General features: G+C 52.4%; 23 protein-coding genes. 11 read left to right on the plus strand and 12 right to left on the minus strand.

Features of this window, described 5'->3' with window-relative positions; genetic code table 11:
- Positions 1-637 precede the first annotated feature (637 nt).
- Together EIK79_RS19360 and EIK79_RS00830 are read right to left on the minus strand one after the other, a co-directional pair.
- Complete coding sequence (locus tag EIK79_RS19360; protein WP_233737830.1) at positions 638-889, minus strand: ParA family protein; 252 nt, start codon at positions 887-889, stop codon at positions 638-640.
- Positions 890-1,327: 438 nt separating this feature from the next.
- Complete coding sequence (locus tag EIK79_RS00830) at positions 1,328-2,182, minus strand: SAM-dependent methyltransferase (protein WP_124953242.1); 855 nt, start codon at positions 2,180-2,182, stop codon at positions 1,328-1,330.
- A 339-nt stretch (positions 2,183-2,521) separates the two neighbouring features.
- Between EIK79_RS00830 and merB (EIK79_RS00835) the strand changes: the two genes are divergently transcribed.
- On the plus strand, positions 2,522-3,208 hold the full coding sequence (gene merB / locus EIK79_RS00835; protein WP_185715463.1) for an organomercurial lyase: 687 nt from the start codon (positions 2,522-2,524) through the stop codon (positions 3,206-3,208).
- 629 nt (positions 3,209-3,837) lie between these two features.
- On the opposite strand, the gene EIK79_RS00840 is transcribed toward merB (EIK79_RS00835), so the two are convergent.
- Positions 3,838-4,383 carry a helix-turn-helix domain-containing protein gene (locus EIK79_RS00840; protein WP_185715464.1) on the minus strand — a complete coding sequence of 182 codons (546 nt, stop codon included), beginning with the start codon at positions 4,381-4,383 and terminating at the stop codon, positions 3,838-3,840.
- A 770-nt stretch (positions 4,384-5,153) separates the two neighbouring features.
- Here EIK79_RS00840 and EIK79_RS00845 point away from each other — a divergent pair.
- The 3 genes from EIK79_RS00845 (at position 5,154) to EIK79_RS00855 (ending at position 8,298) form a co-directional block, all read left to right on the plus strand.
- Positions 5,154-6,113, plus strand: a complete 960-nt coding sequence (locus EIK79_RS00845) for a polyprenyl synthetase family protein (protein ID WP_124953245.1) — start codon at positions 5,154-5,156, stop codon at positions 6,111-6,113.
- 443 nt (positions 6,114-6,556) lie between these two features.
- On the plus strand, positions 6,557-7,828 hold the full coding sequence (locus tag EIK79_RS00850) for a DUF7405 family protein (protein WP_124953246.1): 1,272 nt from the start codon (positions 6,557-6,559) through the stop codon (positions 7,826-7,828).
- A gap of 194 nt (positions 7,829-8,022) precedes the next feature.
- Positions 8,023-8,298, plus strand: a complete 276-nt coding sequence (locus tag EIK79_RS00855) for a winged helix-turn-helix transcriptional regulator (protein ID WP_124953247.1) — start codon at positions 8,023-8,025, stop codon at positions 8,296-8,298.
- 155 nt (positions 8,299-8,453) lie between these two features.
- On the opposite strand, the gene EIK79_RS00860 is transcribed toward EIK79_RS00855, so the two are convergent.
- From EIK79_RS00860 to EIK79_RS00880, 5 genes are all read right to left on the minus strand, one after another.
- Entirely contained in the window at positions 8,454-9,674 is a 1,221-nt protein-coding gene (locus tag EIK79_RS00860) for a cytochrome P450 (RefSeq protein WP_124953248.1), read from the minus strand.
- A 66-nt stretch (positions 9,675-9,740) separates the two neighbouring features.
- Positions 9,741-10,688, minus strand: coding sequence for a permease (locus EIK79_RS00865; protein ID WP_124953249.1), 948 nt, complete (start codon positions 10,686-10,688; stop codon positions 9,741-9,743).
- Entirely contained in the window at positions 10,685-11,065 is a 381-nt protein-coding gene (locus EIK79_RS00870; protein ID WP_233737834.1) for an ArsR/SmtB family transcription factor, read from the minus strand. Before EIK79_RS00870 ends, EIK79_RS00865 begins: the two co-directional genes overlap by 4 nt.
- Before the next feature lie 29 nt (positions 11,066-11,094).
- Positions 11,095-11,394: a hypothetical protein gene (locus EIK79_RS00875; protein ID WP_124953251.1), complete on the minus strand. Its 300-nt coding sequence runs from the start codon at positions 11,392-11,394 to the stop codon at positions 11,095-11,097.
- 118 nt (positions 11,395-11,512) lie between these two features.
- On the minus strand, positions 11,513-12,418 hold the full coding sequence (locus EIK79_RS00880) for a UbiA family prenyltransferase (RefSeq protein ID WP_124953252.1): 906 nt from the start codon (positions 12,416-12,418) through the stop codon (positions 11,513-11,515).
- Between the two features lie 366 nt (positions 12,419-12,784).
- On the opposite strand from EIK79_RS00880, the gene EIK79_RS00885 reads away from it, so the two are divergent.
- Positions 12,785-13,198 carry a hypothetical protein gene (locus tag EIK79_RS00885; protein ID WP_124953253.1) on the plus strand — a complete coding sequence of 138 codons (414 nt, stop codon included), beginning with the start codon at positions 12,785-12,787 and terminating at the stop codon, positions 13,196-13,198.
- Between the two features lie 40 nt (positions 13,199-13,238).
- Entirely contained in the window at positions 13,239-14,588 is a 1,350-nt protein-coding gene (locus EIK79_RS00890) for an aminotransferase class III-fold pyridoxal phosphate-dependent enzyme (RefSeq protein WP_124953254.1), read from the plus strand.
- Positions 14,589-14,600: 12 nt separating this feature from the next.
- Here EIK79_RS00890 and EIK79_RS00895 read toward each other — a convergent pair whose 3' ends face one another.
- A complete protein-coding gene (locus EIK79_RS00895; protein ID WP_124953255.1) occupies positions 14,601-15,362 on the minus strand; it encodes a class I SAM-dependent methyltransferase in 762 nt (253 codons plus the stop codon).
- 272 nt (positions 15,363-15,634) lie between these two features.
- Here EIK79_RS00895 and EIK79_RS00900 point away from each other — a divergent pair, with 272 nt between their 5' ends.
- Together EIK79_RS00900 and merB (EIK79_RS00905) are read left to right on the plus strand one after the other, a co-directional pair.
- Positions 15,635-16,882: a cytochrome P450 gene (locus EIK79_RS00900; RefSeq protein ID WP_124953256.1), complete on the plus strand. Its 1,248-nt coding sequence runs from the start codon at positions 15,635-15,637 to the stop codon at positions 16,880-16,882.
- Between the two features lie 100 nt (positions 16,883-16,982).
- Entirely contained in the window at positions 16,983-17,618 is a 636-nt protein-coding gene (gene merB / locus EIK79_RS00905; protein ID WP_124953257.1) for an organomercurial lyase, read from the plus strand.
- Positions 17,619-17,745: 127 nt separating this feature from the next.
- Here the strand turns inward: merB (EIK79_RS00905) and EIK79_RS00910 are convergent, their stop codons facing one another.
- Positions 17,746-18,084, minus strand: coding sequence for a Zn-dependent oxidoreductase (locus EIK79_RS00910; RefSeq protein WP_124953258.1), 339 nt, complete (start codon positions 18,082-18,084; stop codon positions 17,746-17,748).
- 77 nt (positions 18,085-18,161) lie between these two features.
- On the opposite strand from EIK79_RS00910, the gene EIK79_RS00915 reads away from it, so the two are divergent.
- The 3 genes from EIK79_RS00915 (at position 18,162) to EIK79_RS19400 (ending at position 20,552) form a co-directional block, all read left to right on the plus strand.
- Positions 18,162-18,527 carry a winged helix-turn-helix transcriptional regulator gene (locus EIK79_RS00915; RefSeq protein WP_233737836.1) on the plus strand — a complete coding sequence of 122 codons (366 nt, stop codon included), beginning with the start codon at positions 18,162-18,164 and terminating at the stop codon, positions 18,525-18,527.
- A gap of 66 nt (positions 18,528-18,593) precedes the next feature.
- Positions 18,594-19,106 (plus strand): lamin tail domain-containing protein, encoded by a 513-nt coding sequence (locus tag EIK79_RS19365; protein WP_124953259.1) that lies wholly within the window; start codon positions 18,594-18,596, stop codon positions 19,104-19,106.
- 612 nt (positions 19,107-19,718) lie between these two features.
- The gene (locus tag EIK79_RS19400) at positions 19,719-20,552 is read left to right on the plus strand and encodes an FkbM family methyltransferase (protein ID WP_449405132.1); all 834 of its coding nucleotides are present in this window, start codon (positions 19,719-19,721) and stop codon (positions 20,550-20,552) included.
- Positions 20,553-21,105: 553 nt separating this feature from the next.
- Here EIK79_RS19400 and EIK79_RS00940 read toward each other — a convergent pair.
- Positions 21,106-22,509 carry a zinc ribbon domain-containing protein gene (locus EIK79_RS00940; protein ID WP_124953260.1) on the minus strand — a complete coding sequence of 468 codons (1,404 nt, stop codon included), beginning with the start codon at positions 22,507-22,509 and terminating at the stop codon, positions 21,106-21,108.
- 347 nt (positions 22,510-22,856) lie between these two features.
- Positions 22,857-23,564, minus strand: a complete 708-nt coding sequence (locus tag EIK79_RS00945) for a hypothetical protein (protein WP_124953261.1) — start codon at positions 23,562-23,564, stop codon at positions 22,857-22,859.
- Positions 23,565-24,122: the final 558 nt, after the last annotated feature.

The following is a 24,122-nucleotide window of genomic DNA, read 5'->3' on the forward strand; positions in this document are numbered from 1 at the left end:
GGAATGACACTATTGGTAAGCGAATCTACTGCCGTCTCAACCACACCATTACGGTTCCATCGCTGGTGCAAGAGGTTTATAGAACCGCTCAAAGAGACATATATTTGTCACGGCTGTGTATCGACACCACTTCACTAGCAGTGTGTACGCGATTTCACAGAGCCTCCACAACCGTTTCGGGAAGCTTCGGGGACAGCGTATCGTCCTAAAAGGCAAGCAACGGGCGAAAGATCGTCCGTTGACGAGTCCCCGATCCCTCCCCAATCGAGCACCACGATGATCTCTCGCAATGAGAGGAATTGTTTTGTGTACTGTTGATGAGCGTTTGTCTGGCCGACACCGGATGGAACGACGCAGGAGAGACCAATCTCTGTCTCTAACTGCTGTTGCATATTCTTGACCAGATCTTCAAGTCCACCTAAGCTCAGACTACCCATTCCAGCTGGCTTGACCGGTGCGATGAGGGTTCGAACCGCAAAGACCGAGTTGTAAACAAAGATCGAGGTGTAAAGGATGCCTTCGGCGCGTGCGTTTGGATCGATAATGATAGCGTCGTATTCCTCTTGGAGCGCGTGTTTGTTCCAGAGCAGATCATGGAGTAATTCGAGTCAAGGGTATTCATCCCGACTCATGTTTTTCATCCCTGTCTCATAGGCGATCTTCTGTTCCAGGTTGGAAGTAAAGTTTCCCAACATATAGATACTGGAATAATGTTGACTCCCTCTTCAGATGTTTCGATCAGGTCGTGGAAATCGCCGTCGAGCATGTCCAGAATATGCTTAACGAGGTTGTCGGATTCTGGATCACTTCCTTGTCCCCCGACATCGAATAAGCTAGTTAGGTTGCCCTCCTGAGGATCAAGGTCAATAGCGAGCGTGTCCAGCCCCATCCGTTCCACCTGATTCGGAGTAGACAACAGTTGCTATCATACACTTTCTGTTACTCACTACTGTATCATAAATCTGTCACAGATGTCAATAACATATATCCTGTACAGATATCCTGCATAGATAGCTGCCACAGGTATTTATTACAGATACCTACTACAGATTACTGTTAGAGATATATGGTACGTGTCAGGGAGACTGGGGTCGAAAATCGCCTCTTTGCTGGCACGTCGAGTGTTCGTCCGATCACTCATCGATACAGCGAATCTCTCACTGGCTCTCGTTACTCGTCTTCCTCCTTTTCAGCCGGTATCGCGCGAGTAGTCGATTTCCCACAGCCTTTATTAAATTATGTTTAACAAATCTACATAATATTAAAGAAACTGTAAGTCGTGTAACGAACAGTGGTCGGTGTATACCGATGTCAAGTAACGCGTATCTCACACCTCAGCGGTGACCGTCCGATGTGTCCACAATCCTTTCTTCAGCGTTCGGTATTGGTAGTAACACGCTGCGAAATGACTAGCCTCGTCCCTCGACAATCGGCCCAGTAGGCGAAGGAGCTTGGCTTTGGGATAGTATGACAAACTGTTGCGGTAGGTGCCTTTAGCGAACGGCATCACGTTATCGTCGTCGTTTCTCACTCGGATGTTCTCGAATCCCAAATCGCCAAGATGAGCGACAAAATCATTGATATGTGCTAGATTTGGTACCTTCCAACCGTGAAGCCACTTGTTCATGTGTCTTTGTTCGCGTCCACTCAGGTTTCTCTTCGCCATGAATCCGTCAGCGACGACAAGCCGTCCACCATCAGTCAGCACTCGCTTTGCCTGTTCGAGAAACTCGCGCTTCTCATCGGCGTGACAGACGGCCTGAAGCGCCCAGACAACGTCTATTTCGTTGTTTCTAATCGTGTGCATCTCTGTGAAATCGTCGTATCGGAACTCACACTGCTCAGCCACACCACGTTCACGAGCGAGCTCTCGGGCACGATCAAGCTGGAGATCCGTGATATTGATTCCAATGACGTCGGAGCCACAATGTTTTGCAACCCAGGTTGGCGGTCCACCAACGCCGCATCCAGCGTGTAACACGGTGTCATCCGATCTAATGTCGGCCGCGTCTGCTAGGTGGCGGTTCATATTCTTCACCGCTGTATCGCGGCTCGTGTGTTCGTTGTCGTAGTAGCCTGCGTGGATGGACTGGTGATCGAACTCGTCCATCGTCCAATCGTATATGTATTGGACCTTGGTGTAGTAATCGGAAATACTATTACTTGAGACATCGTATGCCATATTTGTAAATTGTGGGGAGAGGCCATTCTTCTTTATCCCGACATGGTTGGAGGATTTAAAGCTCAGGGAGAAATCGAGGATACTGTGTCGATAGCAGTCGTAAGTGCCACACTTTTAGGTGTTTACAGAACCGCAAGGAGAGAGTTTCGAGTCACTTCGCTACCACCGGTCGTGTGGAGATCGTGTCTTGATCGCTTGTCTTCTGAATAGATCCGTTGAAACGCCATAAACCGCAGTATTGTGGCTTAATGTCCATAATTTCGAAGCATTGGAGCTACTATAATCTATTAAACCTAATAATTTATGTTATCTCATAACTTATTTATAATTGTGACATCAATGAATAGTGCCCTCGAGTTGGACGCCGTGGCACAGTCCCAGCACAACGAACAACTGATCGTCGATTCACAACTTCCGGAGGAGATACAGACGCGACTCGCACGACTCTTCCCCGAGTACCAACCCACGAGCTTTCGAGACTGGATCAACGCGTGGAGTGAACATCTCAATCTCGGAGGAGGATCACTTTCGCCCGATGATTTGCGGGCTACTACCCCCAGTCCCATCGAGTCAGAGATATATGTGACTGCAGCAGATGGATCAGTATTTGGAGAGATCTCGCCCGACTTTCACGGGGTGCTCGTTCCGATCGTTATTTCGATCGTCGCTGGGGACTCAGTAGGGATTGAAGCCGACTGTCCACACAATGGAGACGAAATCGCGCTGGAAACAACATCAGACGGGGTGATATCGACACCATCTGATGTGGTCATCTCCTTCGGTGTCCCATCGGACCTGGCGGACGGTAGCTCGATCGAGGGTTCGGAGTTCCTCTACGACCAACTGTGCTCTTACGCCATCCCGTTCTCCTCGACAGATGCGTATGAGAACTGGGCGGACGAGACGACGACTGCCACAACCGTTGCTCTTTCTCTCGAAGACACATACGATGTGGCTCTCGAAGCGTATCGGGCCGCCGAGCGGCGTGCTCTCAGCTCCTCGGAGTTTCACTGCAACTGCTGTTGATGGGGCTGATTAGTAGCGATATCGCGTAGCCGTCACGCTCTTTTCTGTGTTCGGAAGCTATAGAATCCTAGTCTTTTTCCGAGAGTAGCACCCGTTTTTCCGGTACTGTCGCTGATGGTCGTGTGCTGGATATGGATAATCGTAATCGATGACACGAAGTCGTGTCGTATTATCACACCTTCTCGATCGTCTCCCCAGTTCTCGATCCAGTAACCCATATCCCATCACCTGGATTACCAAATAAACCAATCAACAACAATAGAATTTAATATATTTGGAGAGGATTAATGTATTTAAGAGCCGGATTGACACACGAACACCGGCGTAATAGTTAGATGAATAGTGCATTATGTTTCGGTATGCATCCGAGCATCGGCTACGTGACATCCACCCTATCCTACCGTCCGTCTGATGGTTCGTGGTTGAGGATGAGGATGTTACGCCTGAATTCAGGCAAACCACCACTGATTTGCAGCTCGCTTTCTCCGCGCTTACAGGCTATTCCGCGCCACCACTCAATTGAAACTCGAAGTAGACGCTAACACTGTTCTGAGAGGAACGTATGAGAATAACGAGGAATCGAGGGTTTCATCCGCGTTGTTTACTAGGTGCCCACCGAAGCGCAACTGTCATCTCGTTACTCCGCTCGCAATCCGCCGATCGTCTCTGGTTACATCGCTGTTGATGATTTCTGAGAGGAGGTTTTGTTCGGCCCGGCGAAGATGTTCCCATACAGTCGATTTATCCAGTTCGAGCATCGTTGCTAACTCCTTAATCGAGATCTGTTGGGGCACGTTGTAATGCCCTTGCTCGTATGCCAGTTGGATGACTTCCTTCTGGCGCTGTGTTAGTGCATCGAGACTGCCTTTCATTCCGGTGTATTTCCTGAGTCGAATGATCTGGAATCGAAATCGGCTATTCTCCATCGACTGGCTGATTTCATTGATTGTTTCTTCTGAGGCGACGAGGGTGATACGAACGACATCGCCGGCGAAGCTGATTGACGTTTTACAAAGTGCTTTTTCGAAACAGTCTGTCACAAGCAGACAATTGTCCGGATTGTCCACAATAGCGAGATACTCCCGTACCCCACGTCCCCGAAACAGTTCCTGTACACTCCTAACGCAGTCGGTCGTGGTCAAATCAGTGTCGTCGGTGTGATCTTCAGCTTCCAATACCCACTTCGATCGATCTCCTTGGCACGAACAGAGTCTCGCCCTCTGTATTTTTTTCTGACAGAGGAGGTGGAAAAATCCGCCCCAACATTCGTAAGGCGTTACGGGAGACCATTCAATAACTAGTTCGCGCATTTCATTAATTGTATTATGTTACTGTAGAGAAAAGCTTTTCTATTTTTCATGATTAATATTATAAATACAGTATTCATATAATATAGAGATATTAATATGATATTATCCCATAGCTATAGAGGAGTGATTAGAGATCGAATAGAGACGATCACAGCATGGGAGTCTCAACCGAATAGTATCGTATCGTCGGCGGCGCTATGGCGCTCCGCTGTGGCAACGTTCTTGTCTATAGAGAGAAACACCAATTCACCGAGGAGTCCATGAAGTATCATCACGAACGTCGCGTCTATCGATGCTCGACTTCACTCATGTGACTAAAGACCACCTTGCGTCTATGACGCAAGTCACGAACAAAGACCGGTGGTCGGTCGATCGAAACCCGTCCAGTCGTGATCCGACGATGGGGTTTCTAGCGTACAGTCGTCGACAGACACAGTGAATCTCTGTTCATACCGGGGCAGTACCGTACACTCCGTCCCAGAGTAAGACGGCAGGAGACAAACTCGATGTCTCGATGAATTGTCAATTGATTTCTCACTACTACTAGCCACGGCCTTTCCAGAAAGAATGTCCGTATGAAACCTCCTCACATAGTGGGGATAAGACACACTACAAAATAGCAACATATTGATCATATGAACGACATGGAGACGGATTCAGATCACGATAAGAATGAAGAAACATCGAATATTTCGAATTGGCTTCAGAGTTCGGTGCAGCCCCGCATCGATCGACGCCTCAAAGACAGTTTGGCTGACTCGCCGTTCGAGGAGGAGCTACGGTACCAGATCGAGGCTGGAGGAAAGCGTTTGCGACCAGGGCTTACGTTTTTGATCGGAAAACTCTGCGGTGTATCGCCGGACGAGCTCGTCGACACTGCAGCAGGGATAGAACTGCTTCATACCTTTTCTCTCGTTCACGACGATATAATAGACGACGATGATCTCCGACGTGGCGAGCCATCAGTATGGGCAGTTTACGGACAAGACAGAGCCATCAATCTAGGTGACATGTTGTTTGCTCACTCGGTTGGCCTATTCCCAGGAGAATACAAGGAGATAGCACTAGAAAAAAGCATTCAAATGGCGGAGGGGCAGCAAATGGAACTCGACTTCGAGAAACGGAGAGATATAGATTATAAAGAATATTTGAAGATGGCTCAAAAGAAAACAGGTGCATTGTTAGATCTCTGTATAGAAATTCCACAACAGATGTCCACGGTGAATCTGGAGATACAGAACTATTCACTGCTAGGACTTGCCTTCCAGATACGCGACGACCTATTGGATTTCGAACAGAGTGACGATCGTCGAATCGGCAGTGATGTTCGTGCTGGAAGAAGATCATTACCGATGATCCACGCCGACGATGATCGAATTTACGAAATCCTCGAGAAGCCCCCGATGGATACCACACGGAGTGATATCGAGCGTGTCAAGGAAATCCTTCACGACAAAGAAAGCATGAGCTTTGCACGAAAGCAGATGTCCGAGTTCATAGAGAGATCGGTCGCCTGCGTTGAGCACCTCCCCGATACCCAGGAAAAGAGAATGTTGAGGCAAGGGGTCAGATACTTTGCCACGAGAGATCTGTGAACTACTCCGCTTTACCGTTCGAGACTGCCTGGTCCTCACTTGTTGGGGACGGAGTTTCTACGTCAGGACGTCATTCACAGTGGACACAGCGACCACAAGAGCGAAGATCTTGTGCGGCCCATCAACGCATCGTCTGATGAACGTCACCAGAAGCCGAAGGTTTCTGGTTGGACCACAGGACGGAAGTCTTGTGAACGGTTTCAGACTCCGTAGATGTCGTTCCTTTATAGGGGGTTCGGGTTGCCCCATCCCTTCCGGATGGACTACCATCACAAGCCGTTAGCACCAGTAACAACAGCCGCCACCATATTATTCCGACATATACACCCAATCATGTTTGGAGATAATTTATTTTATGAAAACGTATTCGTGTGAGTATGCCGTGTAGTCATGCCAACAGCGGTAGAGATTCTAAGGAAGACCGATTGAGTCGGAGAGATTTCATGAAAGCTGCTGTAGCGATCGGTGGGACGAACGCACTCATAGCGGTTCGTTCCCGGTCTGAGACCCCGCCGGGCGGGACAGATGATCGCTCGAACTTACCCGACAGACAGTTCGCATGGAACGATTACATCCCAAAAAATAATATCGGGCTAGCGAAAGGTCCGAGTCATCGGCTTCTGTTACACTTGAAGTATCGAAGGGAGGGTGTTCCCAACAGGACCGACCGGGAGACCGTAGAAGACGCCTTGCGGACGCTCGAAAGGGGATTCGAATGGAGCAATGAAGGCCTCTTATTCACGATCGGGTACTCACCGGCGTACTTCGATCGATTCGACACGGATCTTCCCCCAGACACGGGGCTTCGAGATCCGAGTGAAGTCATCGACCAGGTGGATATCGAACGGAGCGGAAACGTTGTCGTCGAGACCGATGATGCCCACATGCATTTAACTAGCGACAATCCATTGGTACTTCTCGAAGCCGAGGCCGCATTGTTCGGTGATGTTTCAGAGATCAATGGAGAGCCAGTCACAGCTGATTTCTCTGAGATCTTTAAAAAGGTGGATCGACGGACTGGATTTACCGGTGCCCCACTGCCCCACGAGAGTTGGAAGGAAGACGTTCCCGGTGATAACCCGGTTACTGAGGAGGCACCAGTTCTATTCGGGTTCAAATCACTGTTCACGGACAGCCAGCCATCCGAGGATCACGTCGCCATCACCTCATCAGACCATCCGTTTTGTGGCGGAACGACCGAGCACGTGTCGATTCTCCGTGACGATGGAGTCAGAAAGTGGTACAGCGAGCACTGTACCGAAGAACGAATCGATCGGATGTTCAGTCCTTCACACAATAGCGACGAGACCGGCCAGCATGGTCGCAAGCTCGGACGTCAGAGTGGAACGAGCGAACAGAGCATGGTAGACATCGCCGAAGAAACAGTCAAGAACGCGCGGGAACACGGCGTCGTGGGCCACGCTCAGAAGCTCGCACGTGCGCGGAATCCGCTTCCTCCGCTCCTCCGACGTGACTTTCCCTCGACCGATAACGGACACCCACACACCCAGTTTATATCTCTTCAGCGCACGATCGACGATTTTATTGATGTTAGAAAGATGATGTCGTTCGTCGATCCAGAGAACGAACGACCAGCTGCCTCAGAGGTTCCGATAGAAAATCATGGCATACAGGGGTTCTTCAAAGTGATTCGTAGGGGTAACTACCTCATTCCACCGCGCCATCTGCGTGCATTCCCATCACCGAATCCGTAGACAGAACAGAAACATCGCCTAAAACGATCCGACAAGATAGCAGAGACGTGAACAAGAACTATTATGCTGTTAAGTATGATGTACCACATGAAATTTGGTGAACAAAAGCCATGGTGAAAAATTCGGAGGAATCATCCACAACAGTGCATTCGAGCTGTGACACTCCCACTTGTTACTGTCCAATTGGAGGGGTAATGGACGTTCTCAACCGCCGATACGCGATGCAGTTGATTTGCGTTATCGGTACCATCGGTCCAGCAAGATACGGTACGATCGAAGACACATTAGACGGTGTGAGCAGTTCGACGCTGTCGGCACGCCTCAATGAGTTTGTCGAGTTGGGCTATCTATTCCGAAAACAGTACGCAGAAGTTCCACCTCGCGTCGAGTACGAACTCACTCCAAAAGGCGAGCAATTGTGCCAACGACTAGAACCTCTTCTTGAATGGGCCAGAGATCAGGAAGACTAACCGTAGCACTCGTTTTGTTCGGCCGAATCACTTCGAAGGTTCGGTCTTGGTCGTATCATCCCGATGCTCCCGAACATGACTGCCGGGCTGCCATGGAATCCGCGTCGATCGGAAGAATCGATCCACAGCCGTGTCGCCACTTAGCTGTGAGTGCGTCACAACTCCGTTCCGACATCGATCTGGAGACTCTTGATTCCGTGTAGAGTGGGGTGAACGATCGGCTCACACTTTCTTGTAGTAATCTCTATCTCATACACCCGTTCGAAGAACTTCGAGAGAGCAACGTCTGCTTCGAGCCGGGCGAGTGGTGCGCCCAGACAGTAATGAGCCCCTGCTCCGAAGGCGATGTGTCTGTTTGGAGTGCGAGTGGGAACGAATTCCGCCGGTGTTTCGAACTCCTGTTCGTCTCGGTTGGCCGACCCGATCCAAGCGACAACCCGTTCTCCTTTGGGTATCTGTGTGTCACCTACTTCCACTTCGGTTCGAGTTATGCGCGGCATGGTGTGTAGCGGTGAACGGTATCGAAGCACCTCATCGACCGCCGAGTCGAGAGAAATCGAACCGTCTCGAATTTCGGGGACGATGTTGTGTTTGGCGAACATCCAGATTGCGCTGGTTAGGAGAGACACCGACGTGATGTGACCCGCCCCGAGAAGAAGATTACAGGTGTCGAACACTTCTTTCTCTGTGAGCCGAGAACCATCCTCGCCATATCGAACGAGTTCCGAGATCAAACCATCCCCTGGATTTCGTTTTCGCTCATCGATGATTTCCTCGAAATACTTGTGGATCTTGTTAACTGGATTCGTTCGTTCCCGACGTGGATCTTCTCCACGGGTTTTCTGTGGTGGGAGCATGCCTCTCGACCACTGTATGAACTGGTCTCGGTCGTTCGTCGGAAGCCCCAACAGTTCCGCAATGACACCGATGGTGATTGGGAAGGCGACCTCAGAGACGATCTCTATCTCGGACCCATCGGCAAGCGCTTTGTCGAGCGTTTCGTCGACGAGGCGTTCTAGCTCGGGTCGGTAGTTTCGGAGCGAGCCTGCCGTAAAGTGTTCGTCGACTGGGCCTCGCAACCGACCGTGTTCGGGGGGATCGACCCGGATCATTGTATCCTTTCTCTCACCCGGGCTCGTTCCTCTTGTACTGCCGTCCGTAGACGACAATCGTGAAGAAAACTGTTCGTGGTTGCACAGCACTGTATCGATATCGTTGTACCGGAAGATGTCCCAACAATCTCGTTTCTCATCGTACCGTACTGGTGCAGTTTCTCGCATCGTTTCGTACCACGGAAACGGATCGAGTTGACGCTCTGTAAGCGCGAGTTCCGTCGGTATCTGACCGAGTTGGGTAGGGGGGCCGTTGCTAGTCACATCTAGTTATTTCTTTGTGTATGTGGTAATTTGTTACACCATGTATATTTGGTAGATATATAAGAACTACAGCGGAAACATGTTGAACAGCACTCCACCGCTGATACCGATCACGACAACTGTCGTCATGTACACCACCAAGAGCTGACGTTCGAATAACTTATTCAACATGATAAGTTCCGGTAAGCTTATCGCGACGACACCGACAAGAAGCGCCAGCACGGTGCCGAGTGGAATTCCTTTATCGACGAGCGACGCCGCGATCGGAAGCATTGCTGTCACGTCGAGATACAACGGAACACCCGCTAGGACAGCTAGCGGAACCGCAAGCGGATTTTGTGGGCCGAGAATAGCTAGTAGCCACTCGATAGGAACGAGGCCATGGATGATAGCAGCAACGGCAAGACCAAACAGCGCGTACGGTAGCATCTCCTTGAAGAACTCCCACGCCTGAGACGCAGCTCGTTTGAAATGAACCGAATGAGTCACTGACACTTTCTGGTTCAGTGTCCCCCCATCGCTCATCATCGGCTGTTCATTACTCACCGACCTCAACAACTCGGTGTCTTTGATGTGGTCCTCAAGATTCAGCCGACCGAGTATGATCCCACCACAGACGGCAGCAGCAAACATCGCTCCAACATACAGGAGCATTATCTCGAGCCCAAACAGTCCAATGAGCAGTGTGATGGCGATCTCGTTGATGAGGGGCGAGGCGATGAGAAACGAAAAGACGATACCGAGTGGGGCACCGGACTGGAGCAGTCCAGCAGCGACAGGGAGACTTGAACACGAACAGAAGGGAGTTACGGACCCGAGGAAAGCTGCAGCGACATTCCCGGTCCCCTCGTCTCGACCCCGCAAGACGGCTTCGAGCCGGTCGGGAGCAGCGTACTCTTGCAGTATCCCCACGAGAAACGATGCCAAAATGAACAAAGGAAGGATAACAAGCAAGAGATGGAGGAAATACGTTCCCGAGTCGAGGAGCGACGCTTCGATGCCCGGTGGTATCATTCGTCGTCCCTCATCGCCTCGGCCAGGTTGAGCAGTTCGAACGCAGCCGTGTCTGCTGTCCGGTATAGCCGCCACGTGCCCTGTTTCCGAGATTTGACCAATCCTGCGTCTTTCAACTTCCGGAGATGGGTTGCGACAGTCGACTGTGGGGCCTCAAGTGCCGCCTGAAGTTCACAGACACACCGCTCACCCTCGCGCAGTATTTCGAGGATTCGAATCCGGTCCTCGTTGGCGAGTGCTTTGAATATCTCCTGTTTCTGTTCGGTGTCCTCGTTGCTCGGTACGAGGCTCTGGAGTGTCTCGATCCGTTCGGTCGGCTCGTCGACGAGCTTGTTGAGGCCATAACACGTGGGCTCGGACGGAGTGTCGGTGTTCATCATGATTATTGTATTGTGATATTTCGATATTACGTGTGTGACGTATTGGCCGACGTCTCCGTGGTGCGCTCCCCCAGTGCCACAGCGAGAGAATGGAGATCTGTGATTGCCTCATTTTCGAGATCAGCGTCGATCGTGGCGACCAACTCTTCGAACGGTAGCTCACCTTTGTAATAGCTGATGAGGTCGTCTTCGGTGAGCTTACTGTTTTCGATCACGGCCAGAGCCTCGGGCGGCGCTTCACTGCCACAATCACAGCCACCTTCTTCGTCAGCGGTGTAACGGTCTTCGAGACGATTCCACAGTCGGTTGGCTACATCTTGGAACATACTATATCGTGATATCCCGAAATATATAAGTGTTAGGTATTTAAATATTCGTGCAAAGCGACGGAGTACTAGAGACGAGAAATCGAGGTTCACAAAACCTGTTCACAGTAGCCGACCACTACACCCAGCCAGCAAGAAACGTATTTGCCGCGAGTGAGATGTTAATTACTGTCGCACAACGGCTGATATCGAAGGACGATGAAACGAAATCCGATTGTCTTTGTTCACCCATTTCACAGGCTCGAATATATATTCGGGTAAAATTAACAGCGAAAAATAATAGCACCACAGTCAAGAGGATATAATTGATAATCAGGGAAACGGCGGCTGCCACGGCTAGAAGTCCCAACGAAACGAGAAGCGAGTTGGCGACACCTAACCTCTGAGTGAACGTACTTATTCCGGACTTTCTGTCGTAGTACGTATCACCTATCTGGTACATTATGTGATAAGAGTACGAATACAGAAACACGACACCGAGCAGGACGATCGAAACCGTTGTCAGTTTCTGAGAGAGGAGAACGATTCCCGGCAGTAGGATGCAGAGCACGTCAACAGCCGAAGTAACGAGATGATTGATTGCTCCCTGTTCTTTAAATCGTGGTGGATAAGAGTAGGTATAGCCGAAGAAGCTAGAGATCGCTCCAATGGTTACGTAAAGAGGGTCTCCTGTAAGATACGACAAGTAGCCCCACAACCACAGACCGAGAAGAAGTTCTACGATCATCAATGTGCGAGCATTCTTTTTTCCGATCGTATCGACCGAATCGGGGACGTATGACTTCTCGGGATTCATCCGATCGATCGGATAATCGTGGATAGCGTCCGCGATTGAAGCGTGTGCTTTCATGAATATTACTGCGAAGAAGAAGATGGCTATCTCCAGCGCGCGACCCATTACTGCCGGACGGTGTGAGATCCCGATGATGATTAGTAAATATCCGACGTTATAAGCCAACAGCGATGGAAATCGGTTGATAATCCAAAAAGCTTCGGCTAAATCCGCGATTCTCCCCGTGTTCATTTGCCTATGAAGAGGGACAGATGGTGTTCGCCCAGTTTCCCCACGCTTCTCGCAAGCTGGTGTTCATTTGAACTCATTGCCACACTTTTACAACCAACTGGATAGAAAATTATTGCCAATATGTAGGGGTAAGTTAAATGCACAGAGCTTCACCGACTGCTCTCGTGCTGTCTAGCATCACAGCGTCGATCCGACGCCAGTGACCTTTGATCTGTACTGTTCCCAATAAGAACCGAATATGCATTGGCAAATTCATAAAATAAAGGTATCCAATATATATGGATAAACACCTATACTAATACGGTTGGAGATGTCACCATGGGAAATGAAAATAAGATCAATCCCGTATCCCGAGTAATTCGGGCTGTGAGTGGGTTTGGAAACACGACCACGAAACGGACCCTGATGATGGCTATTACAGCAGCTGCAGCCAATTTTGTAGTCGGATTGGCGTCGTGTGCTGGTTATCTGTTCGTCAATCAGCTACCATTTGGTCTAACGCCGGGCTGTCCCATTTATTTGGGCTATACAGCCATCGGTGTCGGTGTTTTGGGTGCCATCACATCGAACGTGTACCACTCCATCCCCGGTGCAACTGCGTCCCGTAAGGTGCTAGCGTTGGTGTTGCTCTCGTTACCAATCTACATCTCGGGAACGTTTTTGCCGATCGTTCGTCCGATCACTGAACCCGCTGGAATCGGCGTTAATATGCTATACTACCTCCTCTCGGGAGTGGTTGTGATGGGGGTTGTAGTCTACATGTACCAGACACACGAGTAATCGCTCGAAGCTTCAACAGCACATTTAGATCCACAAGTCCATGAAAGGTAACTCTGATCCGAACGACAGCACAATCGGTCCGCTCACACGGTCTCAAGAGCTCCTAGGCCGTGCAAACAAGCTGATTCCGGGGGCTAGCCAATCACATAATACGAGTCCAACGAGCTGGATACGGGGAGCCGCCCCGACGCACATAGCGCGTGGGAAGGGAAGTCATGTCTGGGATGTTGACGGTAACGAGTATATCGATCACATAAGCTCGGGTGGGGCAATCGTCCTCGGCCACGATGAGCCCGTTGTGAGTGAAGCCGTCACTGACCAAGTCTCAGACGGTACATTGTTCTCCCTGCCCCACCCCCTGCAGATCGAACTCGCTCAACAGTTCGTCGACATCATACCGTGTGCAGAAGCGGTTCGATTCGGGAAGAACGGTAACGACGTGACGACGCTTGCTGCGAAACTCGCTCGCTCGTACACCGACAGGAACGTCATTGCGACACAGGGATATCACGGGTGGCCGGATATCTGGACGAGCGCTTCGCCGCAGTTGAGTAGCGGAGTTCCGTACGCCGTCGGTGACTTTACTGTTCCATTCGAATACAACAACATCGAAAACCTCGAACGTATATTCAGAGCACATCCGGAGAACGTTGCGGCAGTAGTCATGTCACCAGTTAGTCTTTCTCCCCCAGCCCCACCGGAAAACGATTTCCTTGAGCGTGTTCGTGAATTGACGAGAGAACAGGATGCACTCCTCATCTTCGATGAGATCATAACCGGCTTCCGCTACAGCATCGGGGGAGCACAGGAACACTTCGGCGTGACACCGGATCTGGCGTGCTTCGCCAAGGCGATGGGTAATGGGTACCCGATTTCAGCCATCGCCGGTCGCCGTGATGTCATGGACGTTCTCGAGAACGACGATTTCTTTTTCACACTTACGTATGCGAATGAAGCTGTCTCATTAGCCGCTGCAAACGCCTGTCTCTCGTTACTCCGGAGAGAGCCAGTGATCGAACACGTCTATCGCCAAGGGAAGACGCTCCAGGATGGATACAACGAACTCGCGGCCGAGCACAGTGTTGCAGACTACACCCGTTGCCACGGGTATCCAGCCTGCTCACAGGTGTACTTCCGAAACGCCAACGGCAAGTCCGACCTTCTGTTGAAGACTCTCTTCGTTCAGGAGTGTCTCAAGCGTGGGATCTTGTTCTTTGGAGCCTTCTTCCCGAACTACAGCCACAGACACGGGGATATCCAACGAACACTTGGCGTGTTCGACAATGCGATGGCAGAGTTAGCGACTGCTATCGAAACCGGAGACATCGAGAGCCGACTCGAAGGCGATCCGCTCGGAATGACTGTCCGGGAGCAAATCGAGGAGGGGTGACACACAGACGATTCACTTCTTGGCGATCGTCCAGATACGCTTTGAACTTTCGGTGGCAGACGTTTTCGTCCGTATATCTTCCCACGCTGTTACTGAATCGAATCCGGCTTGCTTCAAGCTGCTTCTGACCTCCTCGATTCTATACCCACGGTTCTTGTGTGTTTCGTCGATGCGCTCCCAAACATCACCATCGGCAATGAAGCCCGTGATTTCGACTGACAACAGATCTTCTGTCGTGTCGTACGTGATATCATGATGCACCTCGAAAAGATCGTCCGTATCGTGAGGAACGAGTGCTGGAGAGGTGGCGAACTCTCTCAGCCGCTTCCTATTCACGAAATCAAACACGAAAATACCCTCCGGTCGCAGCGATCGGTAAACAGTCTCGAAGGCCGTACGGAGATCTTTCAGTTTACAAAGGTAGTTCACACTATTGTACCAGCACGTGATAATGTCGAATTCCTTCGAAAATGGGAGTTCCCTCATGTCATACTGGTACAACGTACTGTCGACGGCTTCCTTCGTGAACCGCTCTTCAGCCAAACGCAACATTTCGCTCGACTTGTCAACCCCGGTTACGGTGTAGCCCTGCTTCGCAGCGAATGCCACGAACTCACCGTCGCCACAAGCGATGTCGAGAAGATCATCGCCAGTAAATTCGAACCGATCGTTGATCGTCCGGAAATTCCTCTTCACGACGCGACCGAAATCGCTCTGCTGTTTGTCGTACAACTGAGCAATCTCCTCCCATTCGTTGAATGATTTCTCACTCATCTCAATTAATACGTTATTTTATTAGAATTAAAAATAAATAAATCTTGCTATAATAGTAAATGTATCTGATAATCACAGAAAGATCGATGTTTTAATTGTACCAAGCATATTGGTGACAATCCTTTCCGTCGCATAGTGATAACCTCTGGTGATATGTCTGTGCAAACTGACCCGGATACTGCTATCTCAGTAACGGGCTTTGGCATAGTCAGCAACGAGGGACCGATCGAGCAGTATAGAGAGATAACACGATCGACGTACACTGGATATCGATGAGCTCAACTAGTCCACAGGAGTACGAAGAGTTTCCCGACGCACTTCAAACCCGCAAAGCCAGACTCGAACCGTTCGACTGGTACCACGAGATGCGAGAAAAAAGGCCCGTCCGATACGATCCCAAACGGGAGGTGTGGGATGTGTTCCGATACACCGATATCAAAACACTACTCACGGATGACGAAACGTTCTCGATAGATCCACGGAACGTTGCCGACTACGATTCCGACGAAGACGAGGGGCTTGAAACCACCACGATGATCGGGACAGACCCTCCACGCCACGATGAACTTCGAGGGATCGTCAGTGACGCGTTTCAAAAACGGAATCTGAATGGCCTCAAATCTGGTATAAAGAAAGCAACATCAAATATTCTCGAAGAAATACTTCACGATGATTCGGGCGTGATCGATATCGCAAACGAACTAGCACAGCCACTCGTCATCAGCACTATCGCCGAGCTGTTGGGTGTACCCGCTGATGACCGCGAGCGTTTCGAGCTGTGGTCGAGGAGCCTTGTGACTACCGAGGAGACAAATGGTGGCACGGGGGAAGTCATCAGACGAAAAAGAAGGGCTCAACGGGAGATACAGAAGTATCTGAGCACAATACTCGACGAGCGACAGAAGAATCCCCAGAATGATCTCCTATCGAGAATCGCAACAGCAGAAGCCGACGATCAGGTACGGTTCTCTCATCAAGAAGCACTCGGTATGTGTTTCCTATTATTTCACGCCAGCAGCAACACGACGAGGAACCTCCTCACTAACTTCGTGTGGTGTTTCGCTACTAGGGGTCTTTGGTCCGAGTTGAAACACAGCGATCGACTCCGACAAACCGCCATCGAGGAGGCACTGAGATATCGCTCTCCTGTTCAGGCGACGACTCGCGTGGCAACGACTGAGGTGACGATACAAGGAGAGACGATCGGGGCCGGCGACCGGCTCATGGTATGGCTCGGGTCGGCAAATAGAGACGAGCGCCAATTCGATGCCCCAGAAACATTCATTCCAGACCGATCGCCGAACCATCACATGGGCTTCGGTCACGGCTCTCACTACTGCCTCGGCGGATCGCTGGCTCGTCTCGAAGCGGACATCGTTCTCTCCGAACTGCTCGACACATTCGAAACCATCGAACTCGGTGACGCCACGCTCCGTCCAACCCAAAGCCTGTGTAGTTACGGCGTTGAGTCGCTCCCCGTTCACTTCGAGCCAATCACGCAGTGCGGTCCCAACCAGTGACCCCTCCAGTATGCACTGCCGATGGCTTCGTTCGCTCGGAGTTACTTCTACACGTCGTACTTGACAGTATACTTACTTCGAAAAGAAAGGTGATAGCTGTATGTCAGACCGAGCATGCGATTGTTGTGAATCAGCATCCGAACAGGCGAATAAACGAACGGACTCCCACGACCGGTGGCTCAGTGAGCGGCCAGTCACAAACGCACGTCTCCCCCCAGACATGGCGAGGAGAATGAAACAGCTCCTCGACGCCGAGTCACTCGAAACGCTCGGGGACTTCGTTAGGAAACTCCGTGATGCAGCGAGCGGCACGATCACCATCGACGACCTCTGCCACGCCTCGACGGAAACACCACACAGAGCGACAGTGGGTAGTGAGACGTACCATTTCCTGTGCTTTTACGACGGGGTCGCACTCACATATCTCGTCGATAAGCCAGTGACGATTCAGACAGAGAGCCCCGCTGGCAAGCGAATAGAGATGCGAGCAACACCTGATGGGAGCATAGAGATTACACCGGCGGATGCGGTCATGTCCTTTGGTGTAGCCGCTGACGTCGAAATTCCCGGTCCTGCCGGACCCATCGAAGAAGTGGTGTACAAAGCCGTCTGTCCGTACGTAAAGGCGTTCCCCTCGCGTGAGACGTACGAGAGCTGGGCCGCAGGCGTCGGTGCTGCTACGGTCGGAATGGTCCTTCCAGACGGCGTACCGATCGCCGCTGCCCTCGTTGACTGACCTCTTGCCGTCGAACGTACCGACACTGAGAAACCCTGACTGCTGGGAAGAGCATCGGTTTGAGACCGCTCGAGGCACGAAAATCGAGGGATCCATAGAGTGTCTTTTCCGTGGAATGAGATAGTGTCTACGGCTCCTCCGCTTCCAGTCGCTCGACTAAACCGTCGCGAAACATCTGCCGTGTTCCATCGGGACCGGAGATAGTCAGAACTGTCGTCTCATACGGCGGCGATACCGTGATCCCGTACTCTGCGAACGCACAGCATTTCAATTCGGATGATATGAACCGAGCGACAGCCACGAGCGACTTATCAGTCCCTTCGAACCGGATCTTCAATCCGTCTTCAGATTCCTCGAATCCGACGTAGGTGGTGGTGAGACGCGAGCGGATGTCCTCATTCCGGTTTCGTTCCTGTTCTTCGGTCAACGTACACACAACGTCTCTCGACGAGTCGTTCTGGTTCATAGCCACCGTTGCTTTGGATACGGAAATATTTATACTGTTAAGTCCGAAGTGTTGGAGGAAGTGGAGGATTGGAAGCTATGACAGAGAGACCAGACGTATCAGCTGATTCCCTAAATTCGCAGAACGCCGAGATTGCCTGCTACTGTCCGTTAGGTGGAGTGATGGATCCACTCAGTCGCCGGTACGCGATGCAGGTGATCTGCGTCACTGGAGCGCTCGGCCCAGCGAGATATGGCGAGATCGAGGAGACGTTCGGTGGGGTGAGCAGTTCGACGCTGTCGACACGCCTCGATGAGCTTGTCGAGGCGGGGTATCTCTCCCGAGAGCAGTACGCAGAGATTCCACCCCGCGTCGAGTACGATCTGACCGAGAAAGGTGATGAACTCCGCGAGAAGCTCGATCCACTCCTCGAATGGGCAGAAAAACAAGAGACCCTTTCATAGCTCCACAATCAGTACCACTGGAGACGAAAAGCAGAGATCTTCGCTCGAAACAGCGACGTATGCAGGATGGACCGAATTTCGTCCGTTCCGAACGATCACGTCCACTGTGTGAGTCGTGAGAGGAACAGCCATGGGAACTCAGTCATCTCCTGTATTGGAGAGCCGCTCGATCTCTCTGTCTGGACGGTTGCCGACGAAGCAGATCACACGTACACGTTCCCGAGGGGGACGTCGCTCGCAGCGGGGGCGACCGTCACGCTTCACACTGGTAGTTGGACTGATACCGAGACTGACCATTACTGGGGGTCCTCGAGTGCGTCAATCAGTTCTCTGAACTGCTCATTCGTGTCGAAGCCGAACCGCGTACCAGGATACGCCTACTCCGACAGCTGGAGATACATCGCGGGTCTCCCCGGCAACGACGAGCGCCAGCTTCAGCGGGTCTTCACGGCTCTCGTGGTCTTCATGCACGTGGAGCCACTCCCGAAACGCCTGTCTTTGAGTCGGCGTGAGGGCGTCGTCATTGCGGACAGACGAAGGGAGAATCATTATCACATCCTTCGCGCTCCATCATATTGAAAATATGGCTGGTGAACGCGTCAATCACAGTTCTCAGCGCTTACTAGGAGTGTCCTTGTTGTCTATTCTCATGGTGAGACGGAATAGTTTCTCGCCAGACTGGCGTAAATGAGAGTGACTTTGAGACAATGGCGGGAATGGTACAAAGTGGGACGAATAAGCGAAACAACTGCCCCCCTATTGTCAGGTTTCGACAGCCGATCAGGATCTCTCTCGCCAGCGCCGGCTCACTAGCGAGTACGCAATCGATCGGCTCGACGTGGAGCTTGTGATTCTGCAAACGTGTATTTCGAGATATGCGTTTCCACTTTCTTCCCCATAATGAAATCGAACGGAATACTGTTCAGCAAGCCAATCATCCCGAACCTCTCACGATCAGTGCACGCACGCTTGTATACCGAGTGAAGCGGAAACTCAGAGAGTTCTTCTTCAGACGGATCAATCTTGAACGGGAGAATCGTCTGAAAAGCATCTGAAGATCGATATCATTGCATTTATTGGATATCTTTTTGACTATCTACGTATGTCATCAATCCGCCGTCCCCTCCAGATCCTCCGCACTGAGGGAGCACGCAGTTTGGGAGCAAGGGATGGCGATTTCTTTCGAACCGGTTGTCCGACGCATACTGGGTTGCCCGCCGGTCACGATCGGCCTCCGTCGCCGGCGTCGATGCCACGTTTCCGACTCGCACTGTCAAGGAGGCGAAGACCGTTCGCCGACTGCTCCGGCTTGAGTCGACAATGCTTACGGATTTCCTCTGCGAGCTCAAGCCCGATGACGTGTTCTGGGATGTCGGCGCACACGTCGGAATCTACAGCTGTTTCGCCGCCAACGTCCTGTCCGAGAACCAAATTGCGGCCTTCGAGCCGCTGCCAGAAACTCTCGAACAGCTCCGAACCAACCTCGCGTACAACGACACCCCCTCGTTCGCACTGGACTGTGCGCTGTCCAACGAATCCGGCACTGCGAAGTTCGACAGCCCGTCGTACTCCCGAACCGGTTGGGATGGAATCGGGTCGCTCGCACCCGATCCCGGCGAGAATGCGATCACCGTACCGACTCGGACCGGGGACGAACTGATCGCGAACGGCGACGTCCCACCACCGACGGTCGTTAAGATCGATGTCGAAGGGGCCGAACTCCCCGTCATCGAGGGGATGGAAGCGGCGCTCTCACACGACCGCTGTCGGCTCATCTACTGCGAGGTCCATCGCTCGAGCGAGCATCGTCGCTCCGTCGAGGATTACGGCGGCACACCGACCGACATCGAAGACGCCCTGGAGCGACTCGGAGCTGACCCCCAACGACTGGTCGATCGCGACAAGGAGTTCCTCGTCAAGGCACAGAAACGGCTTCGACCCCACAAGGGTCCGTCTGTAACACTTCCGAAAGCGGCGATCCAGCGCCATTACCTGTGCTTCGACCCCACAAGGGTCCGTCTGTAACGCCGTCTCGTCACGCAACTCACGAGTCTTGAGTACACGCTTCGACCCCACAAGGGTCCGTCTGTAACAATGCCTGATTTTGGGGGATGAGCCCCTATGCAGCAGGATGACGAACGGCTGTTTCCGTCGACCCGCAATTCTGGGTTCCCCCCGGGGGTCGATGGAACGGAATGAATATGAGTGGCTGTTTCCAGTCTCGGGCGACAAAACGTCAGTGCAGCATACACCACGTCAGTGACGTGCCCTCTGGGCTCTGTCCGAGCGGACAGATAGCTGGTGTAGGGTGGTCGGTCTTCGGCTTTACAGCGGTGGGCAATGTCCCTGCCCACGTGCAACTTATCGGGCGTTCGTCCGCGCGCACGAACTACTCATCCCTAGCCAGTTGGTCTGGGTTGGCATTTCGGATCCTAGCCCTCGACCGGCGCGGATTGGATACCTTGGCCGATACGACGGCGTTCGGATACGACCCCACGCCGGATAGCATCAATCCGGCGCGCGAGGCGAAGCAGCCCCGTTTCCCCACCGGCACAGTGACCCGTGGGGACTCTACAAGCTAGTAGCGCCCGCACTCCGAAAACAGTGTTGAAAGCCGCCGCGTGGCAATGTTGATCGCCGCGTTGCTGTCGGCATCGACCGGCCCATACCCACAGTCGTCACAGCGAAACTGCGCGCGTGTAATGCGTCCATCGTCGTCGGCCTCGCTCGTCCGGCGGCCACACGCCGAGCAGTCCTGACTGGTATGTTGGGTCTGGCTCTTCCCGAGCGTGACTGTCGGAATCCCCCGTTGGTGGGCTTTGTAGGTGATCACCTGCTTGAACCGGAAATACGCCCACAGATGCGACCACCCAAGCCCTTTGATCCCTTTGAGGGTCTCGAAGACGATCCCACAGGGGGCGTACGCATCGGCTAGCGCGACGATCTCGTTGGCGTACTCGTGTTCGAGCTGTTTGCTGTGTTCGGCGAGTTGCTGGCCGAGTTTCTCGCTGGCCACCTCGTACCCGTATTCCTCCTGAAGATACGACAGGCGCTGTTGCTGTGTCCGGCGGGTGTCCATGAGCTCGCTGCCCGGCCCATGAGCAACCTCCAGCACATCAACCCCGTTTCCTTTCGGTGAATCGGGAGCGCGCTCGACGACCGCGGCCGTGTACAACGCGACCGTCCCGAGATCGATCCCGACCCAGCGCTCAAGCTCTCGATGATCGTATTTGGGCTGGTTGTACCACACCGTCAGGTGGAGAAACCACTCCCCATCTCGATGGTGGACCTCCGAGCGCCCGGTATTGACCACACCTTCGGCCACAGCGTCGAGCACTTTCTGTTGGTAGTCGCCCCCACCACAGACGAGCTGAAATTCCTCGTCCCGCCCTGGGTCGGGGGGCTGATGCTGCACGCCGCCCACCGCGATCGTGACGCCAGCGGCGTCGTCCCACACCTCGATGTAATCGCCACGGATGCACAGATAGTTTCCCGACCCGAACTGCGGCAAGGCCGAGGTGTCGGCCGACCGGTCGTTGGCTGCCCACGCCCCGAACGCCTCGCCCACTTTATTCACGTTGGCTTGCTTGTTCCCGGCCTTGAGGTTGTTCCGTTTCCAGTAGGGGTGAGTTTTGATGAGACTGTTGACGTCGGAGTTGCCACCCCATTGGGCCGGTTCATACGACCAGAGCAAGTTCGCCGCGAGCCGGCGGATCGTTTGGGCTTCGCTGATGTAATTGTCGAGATGTGAAGCGGTCCGTGTGCCCACGCTGAGCGGGAGGATGTACGTCAATCGTTCTTTGAGTGAGTCGGTCTCCCAGGTGTGATGGAATTGCCGTGGCCCTGCGTTGGTCGGGGCCTCATCGAGTAACTCGACCTGCGGGTTCCACACCCCCTCTGCCTCGACGAACTCATCGAGAAGGCTTTGATAGCCATCTTCGAACACGGCTGACAGCGTGGCATCTGGGGGGTCCTGAGGCATGCGTACTCGTATGAGGGACTGGTCGTGCTTGCTGATAGTTTATTCCATTCTCCAAGCATATGTGGGAGGCTTCTCGTTGAAGCGGGGATGATCATGGGGGAGGGCAGCTGGGAGACGTTGTTGGAGCACTATCTCGGTGCCTACAGCGCCCTATCTCGAACAAGTCGATTGGATCTGACTGTCTAGACCAATATTTTTATTTCTTATTGTTGTTTTATGAAATTGGGTATGGGATACGATAGCGACGATACGATTCGAGTGCAATGCAATAGCTGCGGGTTCTGGAACGATTTCTCGCCATCGACAAACGGTGGACGCTGTCAACACTGCGGTGAACATGTTGACAGCTAGCCTCGCGCGATCATCCTGAAATCAGTGAGTTCGCCGGGGAATGCGTCTCTGTCGCCAGAATAGACAGCTACTGCCAGCTGATAATACTCCTCGGCCAGCTGATCAAGCGTTGGGATCTCCCAGTGCTCGGCCAGCTCAGCAAAGCGGTCGCGCATCGTTTTCCCGTTCTCGATGGCCCGCTCGTAGCCCGCGATGGAATCGTCGTGGCGATAAAACACCAGCTTGGTGTAGGCGATTTCCTCAGGTGCGAAGCCATCGTGTTCGACGCGGGCCCGTGGATCAACACGTGAGTCTGTCTCGATGAAGTGTTCGATCGCAGTGGGTGGATATCCGAACACTGTTCCAAGCCGGCGGTGCCACGCGGCAGTAATCGGTGCGCGAACTGAGGAAGGAAGGAGATCAAATCGTGCATGCGTAGGAGCGACGTACCACCCGTGGCCCCCACGCAGGGCATGTGCTTCCAGATCGAGGCGGTCGACGAATGCGAGGAATCGGTCGTCTGTCTCGAATTGTGAGTCAGGGAAGGCCCAACTGCGTGGTGTGATGTGTGTGGCAGGTTTGTCCCCTGCTACGACGAGAGCGAACAACAACGGTGGTTGAAAACTCTCGTGAGTGTGATGCTTACGTACCCATCGCCTGAGTCCGTCCCGCTGGTCTAGCGAGAGCGACTCGTCGCGAACCGTCGATGGGACAAACATTACCATCTCTTTGTACTCAACCCTCTTGAAAATATACCTGAGATGTAACCTAATCCGACTCTCTCCAAGCGTTCGGAGGGATCGGTCACAGTGGTGCTCTTTCCGATATCTCAGGCCGATAGCTTTAATGGTAACTGCTGTAACCCTAATCCGAATGACTGTGTAACACATACATATGGTATGGCACAGGCCGCTATTGATCGAACCGTGAGAGTGCGGGAGTCGCCCCGATCTGGTGCGGTCCCGTTGTCGCTGTCCCCGTGAACACGGCGAATCATCGCTGCCTCGCAATGGGATCGCATCGCTGTGTTTCAATCCCGTGTTGGGTTTCTAGGGTACTGTGACTCCAAGTCCAAGTGCACACAAATATTGGGTTTCAATCCCGTGTTGGGTTTCTAGGGTACTGTGACTCAATCTTCATTGCTACACACTATTGTATAGCACCGTTTCAATCCCGTGTTGGGTTTCTAGGGTACTGTGACGATTTGCCTTGTCGGAAGCGGTCGAAGAGACTCATTGTTCGTTTCAATCCCGTGTTGGGTTTCTAGGGTACTGTGACAAGGG

The sequence above is a fragment of the Halocatena pleomorpha genome, assembly GCF_003862495.1.
Classification (GTDB): domain Archaea; phylum Halobacteriota; class Halobacteria; order Halobacteriales; family Haloarculaceae; genus Halocatena; species Halocatena pleomorpha.

What these genes read in the sequence shown, in the direction of transcription:
- EIK79_RS00945 (WP_124953261.1), bottom strand. Translation starts at nt 23,564, where the DNA reads ATGGTAATGTTTGTCCCATCGACGGTTCGCGACGAGTCGCTCTCGCTA.
- EIK79_RS00855 (WP_124953247.1), top strand. Translation starts at nt 8,023, where the DNA reads ATGGACGTTCTCAACCGCCGATACGCGATGCAGTTGATTTGCGTTATC.
- EIK79_RS00845 (WP_124953245.1), top strand. Translation starts at nt 5,154, where the DNA reads ATGAACGACATGGAGACGGATTCAGATCACGATAAGAATGAAGAAACA.
- EIK79_RS19360 (WP_233737830.1), bottom strand. Translation starts at nt 889, where the DNA reads ATGGGGCTGGACACGCTCGCTATTGACCTTGATCCTCAGGAGGGCAAC.
- EIK79_RS00915 (WP_233737836.1), top strand. Translation starts at nt 18,162, where the DNA reads ATGACAGAGAGACCAGACGTATCAGCTGATTCCCTAAATTCGCAGAAC.
- EIK79_RS00850 (WP_124953246.1), top strand. Translation starts at nt 6,557, where the DNA reads ATGAAAGCTGCTGTAGCGATCGGTGGGACGAACGCACTCATAGCGGTT.
- EIK79_RS00890 (WP_124953254.1), top strand. Translation starts at nt 13,239, where the DNA reads ATGAAAGGTAACTCTGATCCGAACGACAGCACAATCGGTCCGCTCACA.
- EIK79_RS00830 (WP_124953242.1), bottom strand. Translation starts at nt 2,182, where the DNA reads ATGGCATACGATGTCTCAAGTAATAGTATTTCCGATTACTACACCAAG.
- EIK79_RS00875 (WP_124953251.1), bottom strand. Translation starts at nt 11,394, where the DNA reads ATGTTCCAAGATGTAGCCAACCGACTGTGGAATCGTCTCGAAGACCGT.
- EIK79_RS00880 (WP_124953252.1), bottom strand. Translation starts at nt 12,418, where the DNA reads ATGAACACGGGGAGAATCGCGGATTTAGCCGAAGCTTTTTGGATTATC.
- EIK79_RS00870 (WP_233737834.1), bottom strand. Translation starts at nt 11,065, where the DNA reads ATGAACACCGACACTCCGTCCGAGCCCACGTGTTATGGCCTCAACAAG.
- EIK79_RS00900 (WP_124953256.1), top strand. Translation starts at nt 15,635, where the DNA reads ATGAGCTCAACTAGTCCACAGGAGTACGAAGAGTTTCCCGACGCACTT.
- EIK79_RS00895 (WP_124953255.1), bottom strand. Translation starts at nt 15,362, where the DNA reads ATGAGTGAGAAATCATTCAACGAATGGGAGGAGATTGCTCAGTTGTAC.
- merB (WP_124953257.1), top strand. Translation starts at nt 16,983, where the DNA reads ATGTCAGACCGAGCATGCGATTGTTGTGAATCAGCATCCGAACAGGCG.
- merB (WP_185715463.1), top strand. Translation starts at nt 2,522, where the DNA reads ATGAATAGTGCCCTCGAGTTGGACGCCGTGGCACAGTCCCAGCACAAC.
- EIK79_RS00910 (WP_124953258.1), bottom strand. Translation starts at nt 18,084, where the DNA reads ATGAACCAGAACGACTCGTCGAGAGACGTTGTGTGTACGTTGACCGAA.
- EIK79_RS00940 (WP_124953260.1), bottom strand. Translation starts at nt 22,509, where the DNA reads ATGCCTCAGGACCCCCCAGATGCCACGCTGTCAGCCGTGTTCGAAGAT.
- EIK79_RS00865 (WP_124953249.1), bottom strand. Translation starts at nt 10,688, where the DNA reads ATGATACCACCGGGCATCGAAGCGTCGCTCCTCGACTCGGGAACGTAT.
- EIK79_RS19365 (WP_124953259.1), top strand. Translation starts at nt 18,594, where the DNA reads ATGGACCGAATTTCGTCCGTTCCGAACGATCACGTCCACTGTGTGAGT.